General features: G+C 46.7%; 13 protein-coding genes. 2 read left to right on the forward strand and 11 right to left on the reverse strand.

Annotated elements, in window-relative coordinates; genetic code table 11:
- Positions 1–16: 16 nt before the first annotated feature.
- The 3 genes from ACNI23_RS09465 to ACNI23_RS09475 all read right to left on the reverse strand — a co-directional run bounded on the left by ACNI23_RS09465 (position 17) and on the right by ACNI23_RS09475 (position 4,796).
- A complete protein-coding gene (locus tag ACNI23_RS09465; protein ID WP_420248219.1) occupies positions 17–2,002 on the reverse strand; it encodes a monovalent cation:proton antiporter family protein in 1,986 nt (661 codons plus the stop codon).
- 2 nt (positions 2,003–2,004) lie between these two features.
- Positions 2,005–2,352 (reverse strand): TraR/DksA family transcriptional regulator, encoded by a 348-nt coding sequence (locus ACNI23_RS09470; protein ID WP_420248220.1) that lies wholly within the window; start codon positions 2,350–2,352, stop codon positions 2,005–2,007.
- Positions 2,353–2,474: 122 nt separating this feature from the next.
- On the reverse strand, positions 2,475–4,796 hold the full coding sequence (locus tag ACNI23_RS09475) for a methyl-accepting chemotaxis protein (RefSeq protein ID WP_420248221.1): 2,322 nt from the start codon (positions 4,794–4,796) through the stop codon (positions 2,475–2,477).
- 240 nt (positions 4,797–5,036) lie between these two features.
- On the opposite strand from ACNI23_RS09475, the gene ettA reads away from it, so the two are divergent.
- A complete protein-coding gene (gene ettA, locus ACNI23_RS09480; protein ID WP_420248223.1) occupies positions 5,037–6,719 on the forward strand; it encodes an energy-dependent translational throttle protein EttA in 1,683 nt (560 codons plus the stop codon).
- Between the two features lie 41 nt (positions 6,720–6,760).
- On the opposite strand, the gene ACNI23_RS09485 is transcribed toward ettA, so the two are convergent.
- From ACNI23_RS09485 to ACNI23_RS09520, 8 genes are all read right to left on the reverse strand, one after another.
- The gene (locus ACNI23_RS09485) at positions 6,761–7,315 is read right to left on the reverse strand and encodes a GGDEF domain-containing protein (RefSeq protein ID WP_420248225.1); all 555 of its coding nucleotides are present in this window, start codon (positions 7,313–7,315) and stop codon (positions 6,761–6,763) included.
- A gap of 753 nt (positions 7,316–8,068) precedes the next feature.
- A complete protein-coding gene (locus ACNI23_RS09490) occupies positions 8,069–8,689 on the reverse strand; it encodes a hypothetical protein (protein ID WP_420248227.1) in 621 nt (206 codons plus the stop codon).
- The gene (locus tag ACNI23_RS09495; RefSeq protein ID WP_420248229.1) at positions 8,679–9,455 is read right to left on the reverse strand and encodes a substrate-binding periplasmic protein; all 777 of its coding nucleotides are present in this window, start codon (positions 9,453–9,455) and stop codon (positions 8,679–8,681) included. The genes ACNI23_RS09490 and ACNI23_RS09495 overlap by 11 nt, the downstream gene beginning before the upstream one ends.
- A gap of 433 nt (positions 9,456–9,888) precedes the next feature.
- Positions 9,889–11,661 (reverse strand): methyl-accepting chemotaxis protein, encoded by a 1,773-nt coding sequence (locus tag ACNI23_RS09500; RefSeq protein WP_420248231.1) that lies wholly within the window; start codon positions 11,659–11,661, stop codon positions 9,889–9,891.
- Positions 11,662–11,980: 319 nt separating this feature from the next.
- Positions 11,981–12,964, reverse strand: a complete 984-nt coding sequence (gene pdxA, locus ACNI23_RS09505) for a 4-hydroxythreonine-4-phosphate dehydrogenase PdxA (RefSeq protein WP_420248233.1) — start codon at positions 12,962–12,964, stop codon at positions 11,981–11,983.
- A 132-nt stretch (positions 12,965–13,096) separates the two neighbouring features.
- Positions 13,097–15,001, reverse strand: a complete 1,905-nt coding sequence (gene glgB, locus ACNI23_RS09510; protein ID WP_420248235.1) for a 1,4-alpha-glucan branching protein GlgB — start codon at positions 14,999–15,001, stop codon at positions 13,097–13,099.
- An 81-nt stretch (positions 15,002–15,082) separates the two neighbouring features.
- Positions 15,083–16,531, reverse strand: coding sequence for a glycogen synthase GlgA (gene glgA / locus ACNI23_RS09515; protein WP_420248237.1), 1,449 nt, complete (start codon positions 16,529–16,531; stop codon positions 15,083–15,085).
- A gap of 32 nt (positions 16,532–16,563) precedes the next feature.
- Positions 16,564–17,040, reverse strand: coding sequence for an NUDIX domain-containing protein (locus ACNI23_RS09520; protein ID WP_420248239.1), 477 nt, complete (start codon positions 17,038–17,040; stop codon positions 16,564–16,566).
- Positions 17,041–17,637: 597 nt separating this feature from the next.
- Between ACNI23_RS09520 and ACNI23_RS09525 the strand changes: the two genes are divergently transcribed.
- A complete protein-coding gene (locus tag ACNI23_RS09525; protein ID WP_420248241.1) occupies positions 17,638–18,027 on the forward strand; it encodes a hypothetical protein in 390 nt (129 codons plus the stop codon).
- Positions 18,028–18,556 lie beyond the last annotated feature (529 nt).

Genomic DNA, 18,556 nt, shown 5'->3' on the forward strand with positions numbered 1-18,556 from the left:
TCTTCCTACAGTGCATTTAAACCTCAATCTCCAACTCTCCCGGTTCCGAAGCAAGACACCTGAACCTTTCGATATTTTTACGTCCGCCAAGTACGCCGACAATATCGCCCTGCTCAAACTGGAATGCACCGTCCGGGTTCTGAATAAAATGATCATCCCGCAGCACCCCAGCCACGGAAACACCAGTCACAGTACGAATTTTACTACCTGCAAGGGTTCTTCCCCTGATTTCGGCATCTTCACTCACTTCAACCCAATTCAGGTTGAGAGATTCAGCAGCCTTGCTCAACCGAAAGAACTGGGCAGACCGGGGGTAATTTTGTTCCACATCAGTGGTATACCTCTCCCGGCGCATAGAATCCATTACATTTTGAATTTCAACCGCAGGAAGACAAAAATTGAACAGAGTCTGCCGGACCATCTCCAATCCGGTCTCAAACTCAGGCATAATAATATGATGTGCCCCCAGTTCATTAAGAACTTCCAGATGTTCCGGGTTGCGGGACAAAGCCACAATCGGACATTGAGGAGCCAAATGATGCACTTTCTGCAATACGGAAGAAGAACCGCGCACTGAAGGAATGGTTAAAAGCACCATCCGTGCGTGAGAAACACGGGCCGCCTCAAGAACTATTTCCTGTCCGGCATCACCATAAATAACGGCCCTTCCATCTTTCGCAGCCAACTCAATCTTATTGGCATTAAGCTCAACCACCACATGCGGAATATCAATTTCCCGCAGTGAATCTGCTACATATGAACCAAAACGGCCATAACCAAGAATAACGACATGCCCGTCCAGTTCACTCTCCGGCAGGTTGATCGTCTGAACAGGATCGCTTTTACGTCGGCTCTGGAGCAGTGAATAAATTGGTCCGGTACAAGAAGCCATAAGCGGGGTCAGCAGCATGGTTACGATTCCTGCCCCCATAAAAAGAGGAAAGTATTCCTTGGGAAAAGATCCGGATTCAGTTCCCTGCTGCAACAGCAGAAAAGAAAGTTCACCCACTTGGAACATGCCTAAGCCTAGTGCCAATGGAATTACATTTCTATAGTTGAACAGACAGGCCATAGAACCGAATATCAACCCTTTCCCCACAAGTATGGCACTGGCCAGAATCAAAATGGTGCCGATGTTTTCCCAGACATAAAAGGGATCAATAAGCATACCAACGGAAGCGAAAAAGATAAGACTAAAAATATCGCGCAGAGGCAATATATCGCTTAAGGCCTGATAGGCATAGCGGGATTCACTAAGCACCATCCCGGCCACAAAGGCTCCGAAAGCAAACGACAGGCCAAGCATGTGAGTTGCGTAACCAATTCCAAGACCGATTGCACTACAGGAAAGCATAAACATTTCCCGGGAATTCCAACCGGCCACAATTCGCATAAATCCCGGAATGACCCGCGAACCGAGCATAAACATGGATACAAGGAAAAGCACGGTCTTGATTCCGGCCATACCCAAAGCCTGCAGGCCGAAGGTGTCTGAACCAAGCTGGGGCATGATAATCAACATGGGCACGATGGCGATATCCTGCACCACCAGCATACCGAGCATTACCCTGCTGGAAAGAGTTCCAACCAACCCTTTACTTTCAAGGGTTTTAAGCACAACCATGGTACTGGAAAGAGCAATAAATGCCCCGAACCACATGGAAAGATGCGAGTCCCACCCCATGAGTTGCCCGGTTCCCCAGCCAAAAGCCATTGTCAAAATTATCTGCAAAGGAGTTCCGATTAAAGCCACATGGCGTACCGGTTTAAGTTCCTTGATGGAAAACTCGATACCCAAAGTGAACAAAAGTAAGGCAACCCCGATTTCAGCTAATAATTCAATCTGATGCACACCGGAAACAGTAATTCCGCCAGTGTGCGGACCAACCAGAACCCCGGCAACAATATAGCCCAGCAAAAGGGGCTGACGCAGCATGCGGGCAACAAAACCGCCCATCATACCCGCAACAATAAGAATAACCAGATCAGAAGCAATTCCCACAGCTACTCCTCAAGATGTTCTGCGCAGTACACGCAATATCTGCTTTCCGGAAGAGTCAGTAAACGGGCAAGAGGAATATCCTCGCCGCACTCTTCACATTCACCAAAAAATGAATCTTTTTCCAGACGATTCAGCGCATCCTCAAGATTTAGAATGCGCTGCCGGGACTGGGCAATCGACGACTTGTTGATACCCTGATTAAGCATGGTATCAAGGCGGGAAAGCCTGCCTATAGCTGCGTCTGGTTTGACCGGGGCCACAGTTTCTTCCATCTCTTTTACCTGTTTGGTCAGACTCTTAATTTCAGTTTTAATTTTATTCCTAAGCTCTTCTTTTTGTTTATCATTCATAAGCATCTCCATTAAGGATCCAATCCTACCCTCGCCCAGTTCGGCTTGCAAGATGAATCGGTCAAAAATAAAAAGCCCCCCTTGCCACGGCAAGGGGGGCTTCTGAATTTATTACTGCTGAATTATTTGTCAGGCTGGATGTCCTCAATAACTCTATTCAACTCTGAAGCCATTCCGGCAACATCCTGAACAGCTTTGGCTGATTCACTCATAACCTGTGAGGTTTCGAGGGAAATCCTGCTGATATCTTCAGTTGCCCGGTTAATTTCCTCACTGGTTGCAGACTGCTGTTCCGCAGCAGTGGCAATGGCCCGGACCTGATCCGAAGCATTAATTACCAGCTTAACGATTTCATCCAGCGTAAGCCCGGATTCATTGGCCAGTTCGCTGCTACGCTGTGCTGACTCCGCAGCATCCTCGGTAGCCGAGATGTTCTGTCTGGTCATGTTCTGAATCTTGGAGATGGCATTCCCGACTTCCCCGGTAGCGGACATGGTGTTTTCTGCCAGCTTACGGACTTCATCAGCGACGACTGCAAACCCGCGACCTGCCTCACCTGCACGGGCAGCCTCAATGGCAGCATTCAGAGCCAGCAAGTTGGTCTGGTCCGCGATATCATTGATCACGCCGAGCACGTTACCGATTTCCTTAGCTTCAACACCAAGCTGCTCCATGGATTCTTTCAGAGCATCAGCCTGACCGCGTACACCGTCAGCGGATTCGATCATCTGCTGCACCAGCTTAGAACCGTTTTGAGCCTTGTCACGCGCAGTATCCGCATCTTCGGCGGCAAGACCTGCATTCTGCGCAACCTCAAGTACGGTGGCATTCATTTCTTCCATAGCAGTAGAAGTTTCGGCCACACGGTCACGCTGTTCCTGAGTACCCCGGTTGGACTGCTCAATCTGAGCGGAAAGCTCTTCGGCTGCACTGGAAAGGGATTGTGATATCTGCTCCGCATCTGCTGCGGCAATGGTTATACGCTCATTCTGCCTTTCGATTTCAAGGGCCTGCTGCCTGATTTCAGTCATATCAATCCACATAGACAGGGACCCAAGCATATTGCCATCCATGTCATAGAACGGAGTTGTTGAAATATGGATATTTCTTAAATTGCCCTTGAAACTCTTGTACTCAACATCGACTACAACAGGTTCCCTTTTCCTTATAGCTTTTTGGGAAGAAGTTTCCTTCTGAGGGTCACCATAGTAAAACTCACCAGCAATGACCCCTATCGCTGTTTCAGGCGTATGGCGTGTTTCAGTCAAGTCACAAACCTGCTGGTTGCACCAAATCATAGTACCGTCAGGAGCTACAACCCCGCAGGGAACGGATAAACCATTAAGAACGCCTTCTGAAAAACCTAACTTATTCTTGAGTTCGGAGACCATGGTATTAATCTTGTCAGCAAGATTTTCAAATTCATACCGATAGGTTCCTTTCAACTCAGCCCTAAGGTTTCCAGAGGCAATTTCAGTTGAAAATTCAAGAATATTGTCAACCGGCCTGAGAACAAGCTTCTTAAGGATAAAGATCATAATTCCACTGAGAATCAGAACAATGACAGCCCCACACACAAGCAGGACATTGCGCTGATGTGTGGCTGCAGCCGTCAAATCATCCTCATAAGCACTGACCACAATAGCCCAGCCTGTTCCGGGCATGGTCTTGAAAACCATATATTTTTGACGGCCTTCCCATTCATAGGCAGTGCCGCCTTCCTTCGTGGACAAAATAGTTTTTGCGAAATCGTATTTGGAAATATCCTTAAGATACAATTTTTTATTTACCGCATGAGCAATAACCCGGCCTTTGTTATCCAGCATGAAACTGTAGCCATCCCTACCAATGCGGAAAGGATCGATAAAGCTCTGTGTATATCTTCCCCACTTTGGAAAAACACCTATCCCGCCGACAATTTTACCGGAAGAATCACGTACGGCGTGAGCAATGGCAAAAATCAAAATTCCACCACCGCTTTTAGAGATGAGAATATTGTCCTGAATATAAAACTCAGTACCGGAAAGGATCTTTTTTACATACCCGCGGGAGGATCGATCTGCTCCGGTCATATTACTGCCCTTTGCATTGTAACCGGCAACAACCTTCCCGTTTTTATCAAACAGAAAAGCCGCCCAGTAATCATCAGATGAATTTATGAGCGACTTAAGTAAACCGTCGATAGGGCCTGTTTTGCCATATTCGAGGGCCTCCTGAGCGGGTTCCCCCTTAGCCATGATTCTAACCACATCGGAAGTCTGGCCCATATAAAGTTCAAGCGCTTTCTCTGACTGATCAACCATGCTTTGCATTGCATTTTTCTGTTCTTTGAAAACAGCCTTGTAAGTACTGTCCGCAACCCACCAGACACCAATGGAAATAGTTAAAGCAATAAGTACAAAAACAATCACAGCGACAACGGAATTAATACTCTTAACCTTCATACGCAGTCTTCCCATTTAAATCGTTGTTGGACCCACACCAGCACCTATAAAAAATTTAAAAAACTCTAACACATATGTAACAAATTAGACAATCGAGAATAGATCAGAAAATTAATACATACTGTGGTATCGGCCACTTTTGCAGAAAAGTTAACAGGTGCTGTTTCCATTGCCTGATAACGTTTTTTCTGCCACAAGGGGAAAACGCAATAGCAAATAGCAACCAAAGAGGTAATAAAAATGAGCAACGAACCTGATAAGATCATATATTCCATGGTCCGGGTAAGTAAGTATTACGACAAAAAACCCATCCTGAAAGATATCTCCCTTTCGTATTTTTATGGAGCAAAAATCGGTGTACTGGGCCTGAACGGTTCCGGTAAGAGTTCACTCCTGAAGGTTCTGGCCGGAGTGGACGACAGCTTTGAAGGCGAGACCCATATTTCCCCGGGCTTCACCATCGGTTACCTTGAACAGGAACCGCTGGTGGATGAAACCCGCACTGTTCGCGAAGTTGTTGAAGAAGGTGCTGCAGAAGTAGTAGCCCTCGTTAATGAATTCAATGAAATCAACGCCCAGTTTGCTGAGCCCATGGAGCCGGAAGAAATGGACGCCCTTCTTGAGCGTCAGGCCAAGGTTCAGGAACAGATGGACAATTGCGGCGCATGGGATCTCGACTCCCGTCTTGAGATGGCTATGGATGCCCTGCGCTGCCCTCCCGGCGACACTCCTGTCTCCGTAATCTCCGGTGGTGAAAAACGCCGCGTGGCACTTTGCCGCCTGCTGCTTCAGGAGCCGGATATCCTGCTTCTTGACGAACCTACCAACCACCTTGATGCAGAATCAGTTGCATGGCTGGAAAGGCACCTCCAGAATTACGCCGGAACCATTATTGCCGTAACCCATGACCGTTACTTCCTCGACAATGTCGCCGGTTGGATTCTGGAACTGGACCGCGGCCGTGGTATCCCCTGGAAAGGCAACTATTCATCATGGCTGGAGCAGAAAGAGAAGCGCCTGGCCAACGAAGCCAGATCCGACGAAAAACGCCGCAAGACACTTGCACGCGAACTGGAATGGATTCGCATGTCTCCCAAAGGCAGACGTTCCAAGAGCAAGGCCCGTATCAGCGCATACGAATCCCTCGCCAACCAGCAGAGCGATGAATATTCACGTGATCTTGAGCTCTACATCCCGCCGGGACCGCGCCTAGGTAAGCAGGTTATTGAACTGAAAGGCGTGCACAAACAGGCTGGAGACAAACTGCTTCTTGAAAACACCAGCTTCATGATCCCCGCAGGTGCTATCGTCGGTATCATCGGTCCCAACGGTGCCGGTAAAACCACCATGTTCAAGATGATCAGCGGACAGGAACAGCCCGATCAGGGTGAAGTTATCATCGGGGAAACCGTACAGGTCACACATGTCGACCAGCACCGCGATGCCCTTGATCCTGAAAAGTCCGTATACGAAGTAATCTCCGGCGGCAACGAATTCGTCAAACTTGGCGACAGGGAAATCAACGCCCGCGCTTATGTCGGCAAGTTCAACCTGACAGGTTCCGAACAGCAGAAAAAGTGCAAGGTCCTTTCCGGTGGTGAACGTAACCGCGTCCACCTCGCACTTATGCTTCAGGAAGGCGGAAACGTACTCCTGCTTGACGAACCGACCAACGACCTCGACGTGAACACCATGCGCGCACTTGAAGAAGGCTTGAACAACTTCGGCGGATGCGTACTGGTTATTTCTCACGACCGCTGGTTCCTCGACCGTATCGCGACTCACATCCTCGCTTTCGAAGGAGACTCTTCTGTATACTATTACGAAGGTTCCTACTCCGAATACGAAGAGGACCGCAAAAAGAGACTGGGAAAAGATGCTGACCAGCCTCATCGAATTAAATACAGAAAGCTCACCAGATAAAATAAAACGGGGAAGAAAATTTAATTTTCTTCCCCGTTTTTTTATTTAACGGAAACTTCATCGCGATGAACCTGCCGGACAATCTTAAGACTTGCCGGGCAAACCAAATCCCGTCCGCATTTTTTAGCCCGGTACAGCTGTTCATCGGCCTCTTGAATCAAGCTCTTGAGATCATCATGTCCGCGTAGTTCAGCCACTCCGATGCTGACTGAAACAGGTAAATAAGACTCTCCCACGTTGAACATGCGCTCGCGAATACAGGAACGCAGCCTTTCTGCTACCTTTATCCCATCATGCACCCCTGAATGGGGGAGAATTACCAAAAACTCTTCTCCTCCTAACCGACCGAAATGATCAACTTCCCGGAGCACTTCACTGCAACGTGAGGCTGTTTCCTTCAGAACTTCATCACCCACACAATGCCCATGATCATCATTGACCTTTTTAAAATGATCAATGTCCATCATCAGCACCGACAGCTTGCTATTGAAACGAAGTGCGGACTTAAAAAGACAATCCCCGGCTTCCAGCACCCTGCGACGGCTAGATACCCCGGTAAGCTCATCTACAGCCACCAGCTTTTTCAAATCTTCCATTGCCGCATACTCCCGACGCAAAGACCTGCCTAAAGTATATAGAAAAAAAGCGCCGAAAACGTTAGCCAGCGAAAGATAAATTGCTGTGTTAATATAAGAACTCGAATTGACAGGAAGGACTGTTGCCAAAACAGATAGATAAAGAATTGATCCACATAAAGACGCAACAAGCGGCAGCATAATGCGTGGAGGCAAAAGGATGTAGTAAGCCAAAACAATAAAAACAGTTACCGGCACACTTAGAGAACCGATATCTGAAAATTTGACTATCAACTCCAAAGATTCAGCAGCCAGAACAGAAAACATACATAGAGACATACAAAAATATTGAATCTTCAAACTGACCTTGTCAGCCAAAAGCAGAATAAACGCAAAAGTCCCCAGCAGGCATGTGCTTAAACTTCCCAGTAAAATAGTATGAAATTTAGTCCCAAGGCCATAATCAACATAATGACTATAACCGCATGCAATGTATGTAACTATAGTTACGAAATACAAAAAAAGGAGTCTAAACCTGACTGAAGGCCATTTATTTTTTTGAAATGACTCTTCAAGAGCATAATCTTTAAACTCGCCCATAAAATTTAATTTATCCACAGCTCCCCCCGAGCAAAAACGAGGGCAAGATGTAACTGTAAGAACATTTTAAGTCAAGTTTGAGAACATTTCCCTACGCAGCAAAGGACTGAGCACAAACTAGAATAACGCGAATAATCATTTTCACATCACACATTACCACATCAATACAACACCTTAAGTTCTCACTGCAGAGATCAACCCATTTTTTATAATAAAAATGACCTTCAAATTGTTAACTTTTACATCAGGGATACACGCAGACCATTCTTCAACGATCTCATTTCCTATAATTTCATATCTGATATTATCCCACTGGTATCGTGATACAGTCTTCATTTTATTGAAATATTTCCCAAGTGATGGATCACACCCGTTCGGTAGCCCACAACAAGCACGCCATAAGGAAAGACTTCCGGCAAGAATATTCCAATCCAGACCGGGAGGAAATCCTGCAACCTGCGCAGCCGCCTGCATTGGAATCATGACTTTTCCTGCATCTGAAAACACCAGATTAACTTCTGGACTCCCTTCCTGAATCAGCTGGATATTATTCAACTTAAAAGGAGATACGTGCCCGAAATAGATAGCCCTAAAACTCCCGCTTTGAAGTTCAAAATCCAGCACCAGCTTGGGAATTTGTCCCCGTTCCTGCATAAGGTCCATGCTCTTAAACGTAAGCAGACCGAAATCAGAAGGAATTTTCAAATCCGAAATATCATCCGGTTTTCCAAGCAGCAAAGATAACAGGTTAAGCGAAGGTTTCTCAAAACAATAAGAAGACATTTCATTTACCAACATCAGCCCCCCTTTGGTCGCGCTGATCACAAACACCTGTAATACCGATCTTGCTCAATCCTTCATTCAAAATGCGGGCATAAAACTGGCCCTGTTCATCTTTACGAAATGCGACAAACAACTCGTTAACACCAAAAGCCCTTGGGTCTATCTGAACAGTATCGCTAAGCTTTCCCACTTCCGGATCAGTAACTGCCAAATAACTGAAGACCAAAGGATCGACCACTGCACAATCGATCCTGCCTTTGATCACTTTCATGATATTGCTTTTATCGGAAGGGGCAAAATCAGCATCAATGGTGCCATTTAACACAGCCATATCCAGTTTCGGAGTATTCACGTATCCGGCAACAAATCCCACCCGTAGTCCGGCTAAATCATCAACATTTCTCCAGTTAACCGGATTCTCTTTGCGCGCGAGAAGACTCACGGGACTACAGCCATAACCTTTTGAAAAAATATACTTTTCAGCTCTTTCCTTGGAGTAGTACTCCGGGAAATAGCCTATGACCATGAAATCAGTTTCCACCATACGCATAGTTCTCTTCCAAGGCATAAACAGAATCTTCAATTCGTAGCCCATGGCCGCAAAAGCCTGACGTACAATTCTGGCACTGGTCCCGTTTTCCGGAAGACGTTCTCCTACATACGGCGGCCATTCGAGGGAACTGAGATAGATAATATTATCGGCACTCGCACTTGAAACACTGATCCCAAGCAAAAGCAGTATTATCACCAAAAAACTTTTGAAGCTCCCGACAGGCATAAATTAACTCCATTTATATTTATAAATATGTACCTTATCAGCTGGTTGAGCAAGAATAAAACAAAAAAAAGAAATGCGGCATTTAATGCCGCATTTCAATCTAACCACAACCGAATATTTATGTAAACAGGAGGAGATTTCCAATCGCTTTCCACTTCACGAAAGAATTACTGCTACAATTCATTGTTTACACCGGACATACTCCGGTCAATTACCAGCAGACTCTGCGCTCCAAAGTACTTCAGAACGAGTGGACAACCTGATATCTGCAACCGACGTCATCAATGCCCGTTCAGTTGCTTTCCCGGCAAATCGGAAAACAGGATTGCGACCAATAAAGCTCCGTATAAGAGCCTTCGAGACCTCCTCCCGGTTAACTCATGAAAAAATAGATCTTAATTATAAAATAAGTCCTGTTTAGAATTTGTCATCCTCACATACGCTTAAAACCATCTCCGGACTCCAATGCCGGAAAAGTCTCTTCTTCTCTATGGATGACCGGAGAAAATTGATGCACATCTGTGGGTACAGTAAAAAATTGCATTGTATCCTGAAGCTTAACCGCCTGTGCAGACAACTCTTCAGAAGTGGATGATAACTCTTCCGCAAAAGCAGCATTACGTTGAATTACGTCATCGAGCTGAGTGATAGCCTTAGAAATCTGCTGCCCCCCCTCGTACTGTTCACGACTGGCAGCAGCCACTTCACCTACCAGTTCCTCATTGCGGTTAATGTCTTTGATCATGGTACCCAGAATCTGTTTGGCCCTCTCAGCAACATCGAGGCTTGATCCTGTCAATTCCCTGATCTCACCGGCTGCCACCCCGCTTCTTTCCGCAAGTTTGCGTACTTCTGAGGCTACCACGGCAAAACCTTTACCATGCTCCCCGGCCCTTGCTGCCTCAATAGCAGCATTCAAGGCCAAAAGATTAGTCTGGCGTGCAATATCCTCGATTATTGAAGTCTTTTCTGCAATATCCTTCATTGCAACAACTGTTTTAGAAACAGCCTCTCCACCATTAACTGCTTCACGGGCAGTTTTTACTGCTATTTCACGTGTCTCTTCTGCAAGCTCTGTATTTTTGGATATATTTCCTGTCATCTGGGCAATAGAGGCAGAAACCTCCTCCACAGAAGCAGCCTGCTCCGTGGCTCCGGCTGAAAGATGCTGGGCGGAAGCGGCAACCTCTTCACTGCCAGCAGCAACCTGTTCTGCGGCGGATTTCACTCCGACAACAACATCGCGCAGAGATGAAATCATACTTCCCAATGAACGCATCAGTCTGCCAATCTCATTGGGGGAGTCGCTTGTAACTGAATCAGTTAAATCTCCAGCAGCCATTTTTCCTGCTACCTGCATTCCACAAGTAACAGGAGCAGTTACCAGCCTGCGAATAGAGAAGAAAACAATGCCGCAAACAACCATAATGATAATTGCACCGACAGCAGTCAAAACATTGCGTTGCATGACAGCGGCGGAAGCCAGATCACTCTCATAAGCGGTAAGCATTACCAGCCATCCCGTTTTGGGGTCGGTTTTAAAAATCATGGCCTTGCTGCGGCCCTGCCAGTCATAAAATTCTTTCCCTGCCCCGGCGGCAAGTGCCCTTTTCATAAATCCGTACTTGCTTAAATCCTGCAGAATCAATTTCTCCGCAGGATGATAAAGCACCAGTCCTGTGGCATCTGTAACTACCCCGTAGCCCTCAGTACCGACAATAACAGGCTTTACAAAACGATCTGTGAATTTCGCCCAGTCACCAAAGACAGCAATGCCTCCCAGCAAACGTCCCTGTGCATCTCTGACGGCTGCACTGGCCCCGAAAAGCAGGCTTTTATCAGTCTTGGATCTGAACACCGACTTGGTTATGTAACTGTCTTCACCTTTTAAAACCGCTTTAACATAGTCTCGCGAACTTATATCCATACCGTCGAGAACGGTGCCTTTACTATCCATTCCCGATACAATTTTACCATTGCGATCAAATGCAAGCACAGCCCAGAGCACTTCATTATTGCGCATGGTCTCTTTGAACAACTTTCCGGCTGGAGCAGAAGAGGATTTATCTTCAAATAATTCTGTCACAGCCTCCTGTCCGGAAAGGCTCTTAACCACCGCCAACACATCAGTGACAAATAAATCCAGCGAAGAAGCAATAATGGCAGCCTGACTGGAGGCCGACTCTATTGAATTATCAAGAACCATTATATAGGACGAACTCTGAACGTAGAATACGAGCCCCCCAATTCCAATCAAGATAGGTATAATTATCGGCAACAATATCACTCTCAATAAACTTCTTGATACCCAGCTCATGCTAATGCTCTCCAGTTAAAATCACAAAGATGAAAATGACCGCTCACACTGAGTTGTAGAATAACCTACCCGACTCTACCCCAACTGGGTATCCTAGTCCAACATAAAAACTTACAACGCTCCCACTAACCCCCTTTAATATCCGGTAAAAAAAAAAAAAAGCCCGTAAGCGTGAGCACTTACGGGCAACAAAAAAGCTGAACTTAAATTATGCGTCAACCATCATTTCAGCACATTCCATGGCAGCCTTAAAGCTATCAAGAGAAGCTTTACCTGTTCCGGTTATATCATATCCGGTTCCATGATCAGGTGAAGTGCGCGGGAAAGGCAGGCCAAGAGTAATATTAACAGCCTCGCTGAAATGGAGCAGCTTGAGCGGAGCCAACCCCTGATCATGATACATAGCCAGCACCGCGCTGTAATCGCCCTGTGCTGCAAAATAAAAAACAGTATCACCCGGAAAAGGCCCTTCCACATCAAAACCTCTGGCCTGTGCTTCAGCAATGGCAGGTTCAATGACCTTGATTTCTTCATCACCTATACGGCCGGACTCCCCGGCATGTGGATTAAGCCCGCAAACGGCTATGGGTTTGGTTAGCCCCAACGACTTAACCAAGCCGTCAGTCAATTCAATACAACGCAGAATCCGCTCCTTGGTAACCAGTCCCTCAATATCCACAAAACGGGGATGGGTGGTAACAAGGCTGACCTTGAGCTTCGGGCCACCAAGATGCATGCATACATTCTCCCGCCCTACACCGGAACGGGTTGCCAGAAATTCAGTATGGCCCGGGAAATCGAATCCGGCCAGTTGCAGCATGGCTTTATTCAAAGGACAGGTAACCAGCCCGGCCAGAACCTTACGATTCAGCAGGTCTATGGCTGTCTCCATGGCTTCCCCGGCACAACGCCCGCCCTCAGGATCAGCATGCCCGACCTTTAACTCGAAATCGTCCAGCACTTTCGGGCAATACAAATAATATCCCGACTCGGCGTTAACAATCTGCTCTGGATCATCAAGTACAGTGTAAAATTTTTCCAGCCCCAAGCGCTTAAGATGGTACAGCAGACCATTCTCCGGCCCGATCATCAAATAAGCACGGTCAGCCTTACGTCCCGCCAACAGCCTGCAAGCCAGTTCAGGCCCCAAGCCATTAGGATCACCGAGAGTAATACATATATTTTTTTTCATAACTATTTCCTAAAATAAAAAAGGAGGCCGATAGCACGACCTCCCAATAATTAATAAATTTAAAACTACTAAAAAGTTTTGGGATTCTTAAACCCTTTTCCCAAAAGGGTTTAAGCCGCCGGAGGCCTTCTTCTACCCCTGCTTTGGTCGTAAAGCAATAGCTCCCAAAGGCGGCAGAGTCAGTTCCAGATAATAGGGGAAAGCGCCCAGATCTCCGGCCTTGCGAGCCTCGACCTTGCCGACATTACCCACGTTAGAGCCGCCGTAAATTTCAGCATCGGAATTGAAGATTTCTTCCCAGTCTCCGTCTTGCGGACAACCGAGACAATACCCTGACCGCACTACTGGAGTGAAGTTAAACACCCAGAGCACAGGACTGTCTCCTTCACTCTTGCGCAGAAAACTAATTGTCGAAGACTTGTAGTCGTTGAAATCCACCCACTCGAAACCGGACCAGTCCGTATCGTGCTTGTACATAGCCGGATTCTCGTGCATGACCCGGTTCAGGTCAATCACAGTGTTACGCAAGCCCTGATGGGAAGGAAAACCGAGCAACATCCAATCTAGCTCCTGACGGCAATTCCACTCATTCCACTGCCCGAACTCACAGCCCATGAAAAGCAGATTCTTGCCCGGATGCGCCCACTGATAACTGAAAAGCAAGCGCAGGTTAGCCATCTGCTGCCACATATCACCGGGCATTTTAGAAAGCAGCGCACCTTTACCATGCACAACTTCATCATGAGAGAGGGGCAGGAAAAAGTTCTCGCTGAAGGCATAGATCATGGAAAAGGTCAGGCTATTATGGTGAAATGAACGATGAATAGGACTCTTTTCCATGTAATCAAGAGTGTCATTCATCCAGCCCATATTCCATTTAAAGGTAAAACCTAATCCTCCGGTATAAACCGGCCGGGACACACCGGGCCATGAAGTTGATTCCTCAGCAATCATCATAGCGCCGGGAAATTGCTCGTGAACTACAGAGTTAAGCTTTTTGAGTAACTCAATGGCCTCGATGTTCTCATTTCCGCCGTGCTCATTGGGAATCCACTCCCCTTCACGGCGAGAGTAATCGAGATAAAGCATGGAAGCCACGGCATCGATACGCAGTCCGTCAATATGAAATTCCTTAAGCCAATAGAGAGCGTTAGCCAGCAGAAAGTTGCAGACCTCATGACGACCGAAATTGAATATGTAGGTACCCCAATCCGGGTGTTCCCCTTTTCTGGCATCGGCATGCTCATAAAGGGATGTGCCATCAAAACGTCCCAATCCCCAGTCATCCTTTGGAAAATGACCCGGAACCCAGTCGAGAATCACCCCCAGTCCGGCCTGATGACACTGGTCGATGAAGTACCGTAAATCATCAGGGGAACCGTGTCGTGAGGTGGGCGAATAGTAATGAGTAGTCTGATAGCCCCACGATTCATCAAGGGGATGCTCGGCAATGGGCATCAGTTCGATATGGGTGAAGCCCATGTCTTTTGCATAAGGAATCAATTCTTCTCCAAGCTGGCGATAGGTACGGTAATCCCATCCTTCCCTGCGCCACGAACCGAGATGAACCTCGTAAACGGAGACAGGCTTATCCAACGGCAGGCCGGTCTGGCGCCGCTCAGACATCCACTTTTCATCCTGCCATTCGTAATTATCAAGCCCCCAGGTAACGGCTGCATGACCGGGGCGCATTTCAGAACGAAAAGCAAACGGATCGGTCTTGGTTACCTCATGGCCGTCATTCTGAACCACATGATATTTATACATCTGTCCGGGCTTCACACCGGGAATAAAGCCGGCCCAAATACCGGAGACCCCCACGGGCAAAAGCTTGTTGGCCCGGTTATCCCAGCCATTAAAATCACCGGTAACAAAAATTTCACGGGCATTGGGAGCCCAGACCGCAAAACGGTAGCCCTCCTGACCTTCCTGAAGGTCAAAATGTGCACCGAGTATACGGTATAAATCCCAGTGTTCCCCTTTTCCGAACAGGAAAAGATCAAAAGGAGCAATATAGACAGGTAAAGTTTCTGGCATCAGGGTAAAGTCCTCTGCTTTGCTGCGATCATCCGTAAATTAAACAGCCTGTATAATTTTTTAAACCGACAAGAAAAGGTCCTACAATCTGGCACCCAGCTCGCGATATAATTTTATGTATTCACCCGCTGAGCGATCCCATGTGAATTCCTTGCGCATGGCCCGCTTCACCATTTTCTGCCACTCATCGCGGTCATGCCATGCATCCACGGCCTGAATTACCGCTTCATAAAACAAATCAGAATCCAGTTTCGCAAAAGTAAACCCGGTGGCATCAGATGCCGGATACGGAGTAATGGTATCACGCAAACCGCCCACAGCGGTAGCGACCGGGGGTGTACCGAAACGCAGAGCGTAAATCTGGGTCAATCCGCAAGGTTCATAGCGTGAAGGCATTAGAAAAATATCGGACCCTGCTTGAATTCCGTGGGCCAGATCTTCGGTATATCCTACCTGTACGCAGAACTGCCCGGGATACTCTTCCATGAACTCCAGCAACCGTGCTTCGTACCCTAAATCCCCCTCGCCAAGCACAATTACCCCTACATCTTTCTTCATCAGCCTCGGCAGGATGTCAATGAGCAGGTCAATTCCCTTCTGTCCCCGCAAACGGCCTATGAACCCTAGTACGGGCTTATCCTCCAGCTGATCGGACATGTTAAAATCTCGCAGCATGCTTCGCTTACACTCCAGCTTACCGCGGGTATCTTCTGCGCTGTAGCAACAGGGTAAAAACTTATCATTACAAGGATCCCAGATGGAATAATCTGCTCCGTTCAGGATACCGTGCAACTTGTGGGACTGATTATTGAGGAAACCTTCCAGACCGCAACCAAATTCCGGACCTAAAATTTCCTTAGCATAAGACGGACTGACCGTAGTTACCGCATCACTGTAAGCAATACTCGCCTTAAGCATGTTCAGGTCGCCGTAAAACTCGGCCCCGTGCAGAGTCCATGCTTCAGCAGGCAGGTCGGATTCATGAAACAGCCTCTCGGAAAAACGGCCCTGAAAGGCAAGGTTGTGAATAGTCGTCACGGTCTTGGTGTTCTTCCAGAAGGAATCCGTTTGCCGCTCAAAATACAGATATGGCGGAACCAGTGCGGACTGCCAGTCATGGGAATGGACCACTGCCGGGGGTGAAGGAAGCATGCGTGCCCACTTAAGTACGGCCTTGCAGAAAAAGATGAACCGTTCACAATTGTCGAAATAATCACCGTAGTGGGTGTTGTAATAATGACGACGATCAAAAAATTCACCACGAGCCACAAAATATACGGAAATACCATCGTAGTCAGTCTGGTAAATTTCCGCTGTAGTGTCCGGCCAAGGATAGCCCACATGCAGGTCGGAATAAACCAGCCGCAATTTATGACCGTCAAGATTCATCCGCCCGTAAAAGGGGGTGATTACAGCGGTTTTGGCACCCTTGGCGTGGATTGCAGGAGGCAAAGCCCCCATAACATCGCCAAGCCCGCCGGTTTTTGAAAAGGGATACATTTCAGATGTAACATAAAGAACGTCGTGCACTGGTCCGACTCCCTTTAATTTTCAGCTTGTTATTATTTATTGCCAACAGCAGCGTGAGTCTGCAACCGGATCAGATTGGAAGAGAAATCACTTAAAATGTCGCGATGATCGAAAACGAGATCAGGCAGACTGTCCAGTTTAAAAAAACGCGCCCCTCCGGCATCATCCCCGGCCTGCAAAGCTGAAGCATCACTGGTCACGGCACTATAGGTAACGCTTATGGTATGCTGGCGGTCATCACGGCAAGGCATGGAATAGACCCCGACCAGACCAGTCAAGACAACTTCCAGACCTGTTTCTTCCTTTGCCTCGCGAACAGCTGCGTGTTCAAGGGTTTCTCCGTAATCAACAAACCCGCCGGGCAAAGCCCAGCCCAAAGGAGGATTATTCCGTTCAATAAGCACAACCCCGAGGATAGGATCATAAATAATAACATCAACAGTGGGAACGGGATTACGGTAAAGTACAACATCTTCCCCACAGTGGGGACACGGTTTTGATCCGAGCATTAAAACGGCCTTTCTTTAATCGACTACAAATACATGAACTTTTATACATGGGAACAAATGCCTATCAGTACCTATAAATACCGCGAATGGAATGTCATTACAAGAGAATCCGCTTTTTTTTCTAAAAGTTCACCTTTGTAACATTCACACACCAGTACAAAATCTTGTACAGCCCTGCTCAGAGGCTGTTAATCAACACATAGTCATTGATTAAAGCCGTACTGCATCCCTTGATATGCTCTTCTGCGCTGATAGGGAATGAATACTTCTACGCCATAACAATGAAAAAGGCCCCGTCGGTTATTTCCGACGAGGCCCGTTTCAGCATTTTCTCAGCAAAAGTTTGAAGGTAACATGGATATAGCAATGGGTATGCCAAAACTTAAAACCACTCACAATCCAAACTCAAGTATCTAAAATAAATGAACAATACTTTGAAAACAGTTTATACCGAGAACCTGCCAATCAGTACAAAAACTTTTACCCATTCATTAAACAGCGCTCAAATCCCGGATAAGGGGTTAAATATTTTTAACCGTTCCATTCATTAATTGCCCACCATGATTTACACTGGCGATTCGCATATGATAAACAGCCTTGAAAGATATAAAAAATCGAACAGTCAGGATTATCCAACCATCTAACACTGAGGTTTCTACAATGCGTGCACCGACACTCATCCTTGCAATGGCCCTACTTTTCTTTGCTGCCGCTCCAGCATCAGCAGCCGGACAGTGGACTGACGATCTACCCAGAAAAATGGGGAACTGCCAATTATTGCCCCCGTCGTATGTTGATGGCACCGGACTCACCAGATTTATTTCCTACTTCACTCCAAAAGGCATGGCATATGGGATAAAAACTCAAGACGGCAAAACTTTCGATTTATCATCACAAGCTCTTGGCGGCCAAACATCTGTACCTATACAATCAGGAATCCCGCTTGATCAAGTTAAGAGGGTACTGGAAACAAAATGTGCCGAATAGCCACGCAACACTTCTCAATCCAATCAGCAATCCAACAAAATGAAAAAGGCCCCGTCGGTTATTTCCGACGAGGCCTATTTCAGCATTTTGTTCAGCAAAAGTTTGAAGGTAATATGGATATAGCAATGGGTATGCCAAAACTTAGATCCACTCCAAAAATAAGCTCAAGTATATAAAATAAATGAATAATACTTTAAAAACAGTTTATACCGAGAACCTGCCAATCAGTACAAAAACTTTTACCCATTCCAAAAGCAGCACCCGAATCCGGCATCGGGAGTAAAATATTTTTTACCGGACTTTTCGCCCACAGCAAACACTACGATTTTTGTCTGTCCAATCTCAAATTAACAGATTCATAAAATTTCATTCCTGAGCAACTTCGCCTTAAAATGAAAAAGGCCCCGTCGGTTATTTCCGACGAGGCCCGTTTCAGCATTTTGTTCAGCAAAAGTTTGAAGGTAATATCTATCTAGCAACCGCTGTGCCAAAACTGCAACCACATCAAAAGCACAATGTAAAACACTGA

The sequence above is a fragment of the Maridesulfovibrio pacificus (SeqCode) genome, assembly GCF_048612815.1.
Classification (GTDB): Bacteria; Desulfobacterota; Desulfovibrionia; order Desulfovibrionales; family Desulfovibrionaceae; genus Maridesulfovibrio; species Maridesulfovibrio pacificus.

Bases quoted from the DNA above. Each gene is read 5' to 3' on its own strand.
- ACNI23_RS09470 (WP_420248220.1), bottom strand. From the start codon at position 2,352: ATGAATGATAAACAAAAAGAAGAGCTTAGGAATAAAATTAAAACTGAA.
- ACNI23_RS09475 (WP_420248221.1), bottom strand. From the start codon at position 4,796: ATGAAGGTTAAGAGTATTAATTCCGTTGTCGCTGTGATTGTTTTTGTA.
- ettA (WP_420248223.1), top strand. From the start codon at position 5,037: ATGAGCAACGAACCTGATAAGATCATATATTCCATGGTCCGGGTAAGT.
- ACNI23_RS09485 (WP_420248225.1), bottom strand. From the start codon at position 7,315: ATGGAAGATTTGAAAAAGCTGGTGGCTGTAGATGAGCTTACCGGGGTA.
- ACNI23_RS09495 (WP_420248229.1), bottom strand. From the start codon at position 9,455: ATGCCTGTCGGGAGCTTCAAAAGTTTTTTGGTGATAATACTGCTTTTG.
- ACNI23_RS09500 (WP_420248231.1), bottom strand. From the start codon at position 11,661: ATGGTTCTTGATAATTCAATAGAGTCGGCCTCCAGTCAGGCTGCCATT.
- pdxA (WP_420248233.1), bottom strand. From the start codon at position 12,964: ATGAAAAAAAATATATGTATTACTCTCGGTGATCCTAATGGCTTGGGG.
- glgB (WP_420248235.1), bottom strand. From the start codon at position 15,001: ATGCCAGAAACTTTACCTGTCTATATTGCTCCTTTTGATCTTTTCCTG.
- ACNI23_RS09520 (WP_420248239.1), bottom strand. From the start codon at position 17,040: ATGCTCGGATCAAAACCGTGTCCCCACTGTGGGGAAGATGTTGTACTT.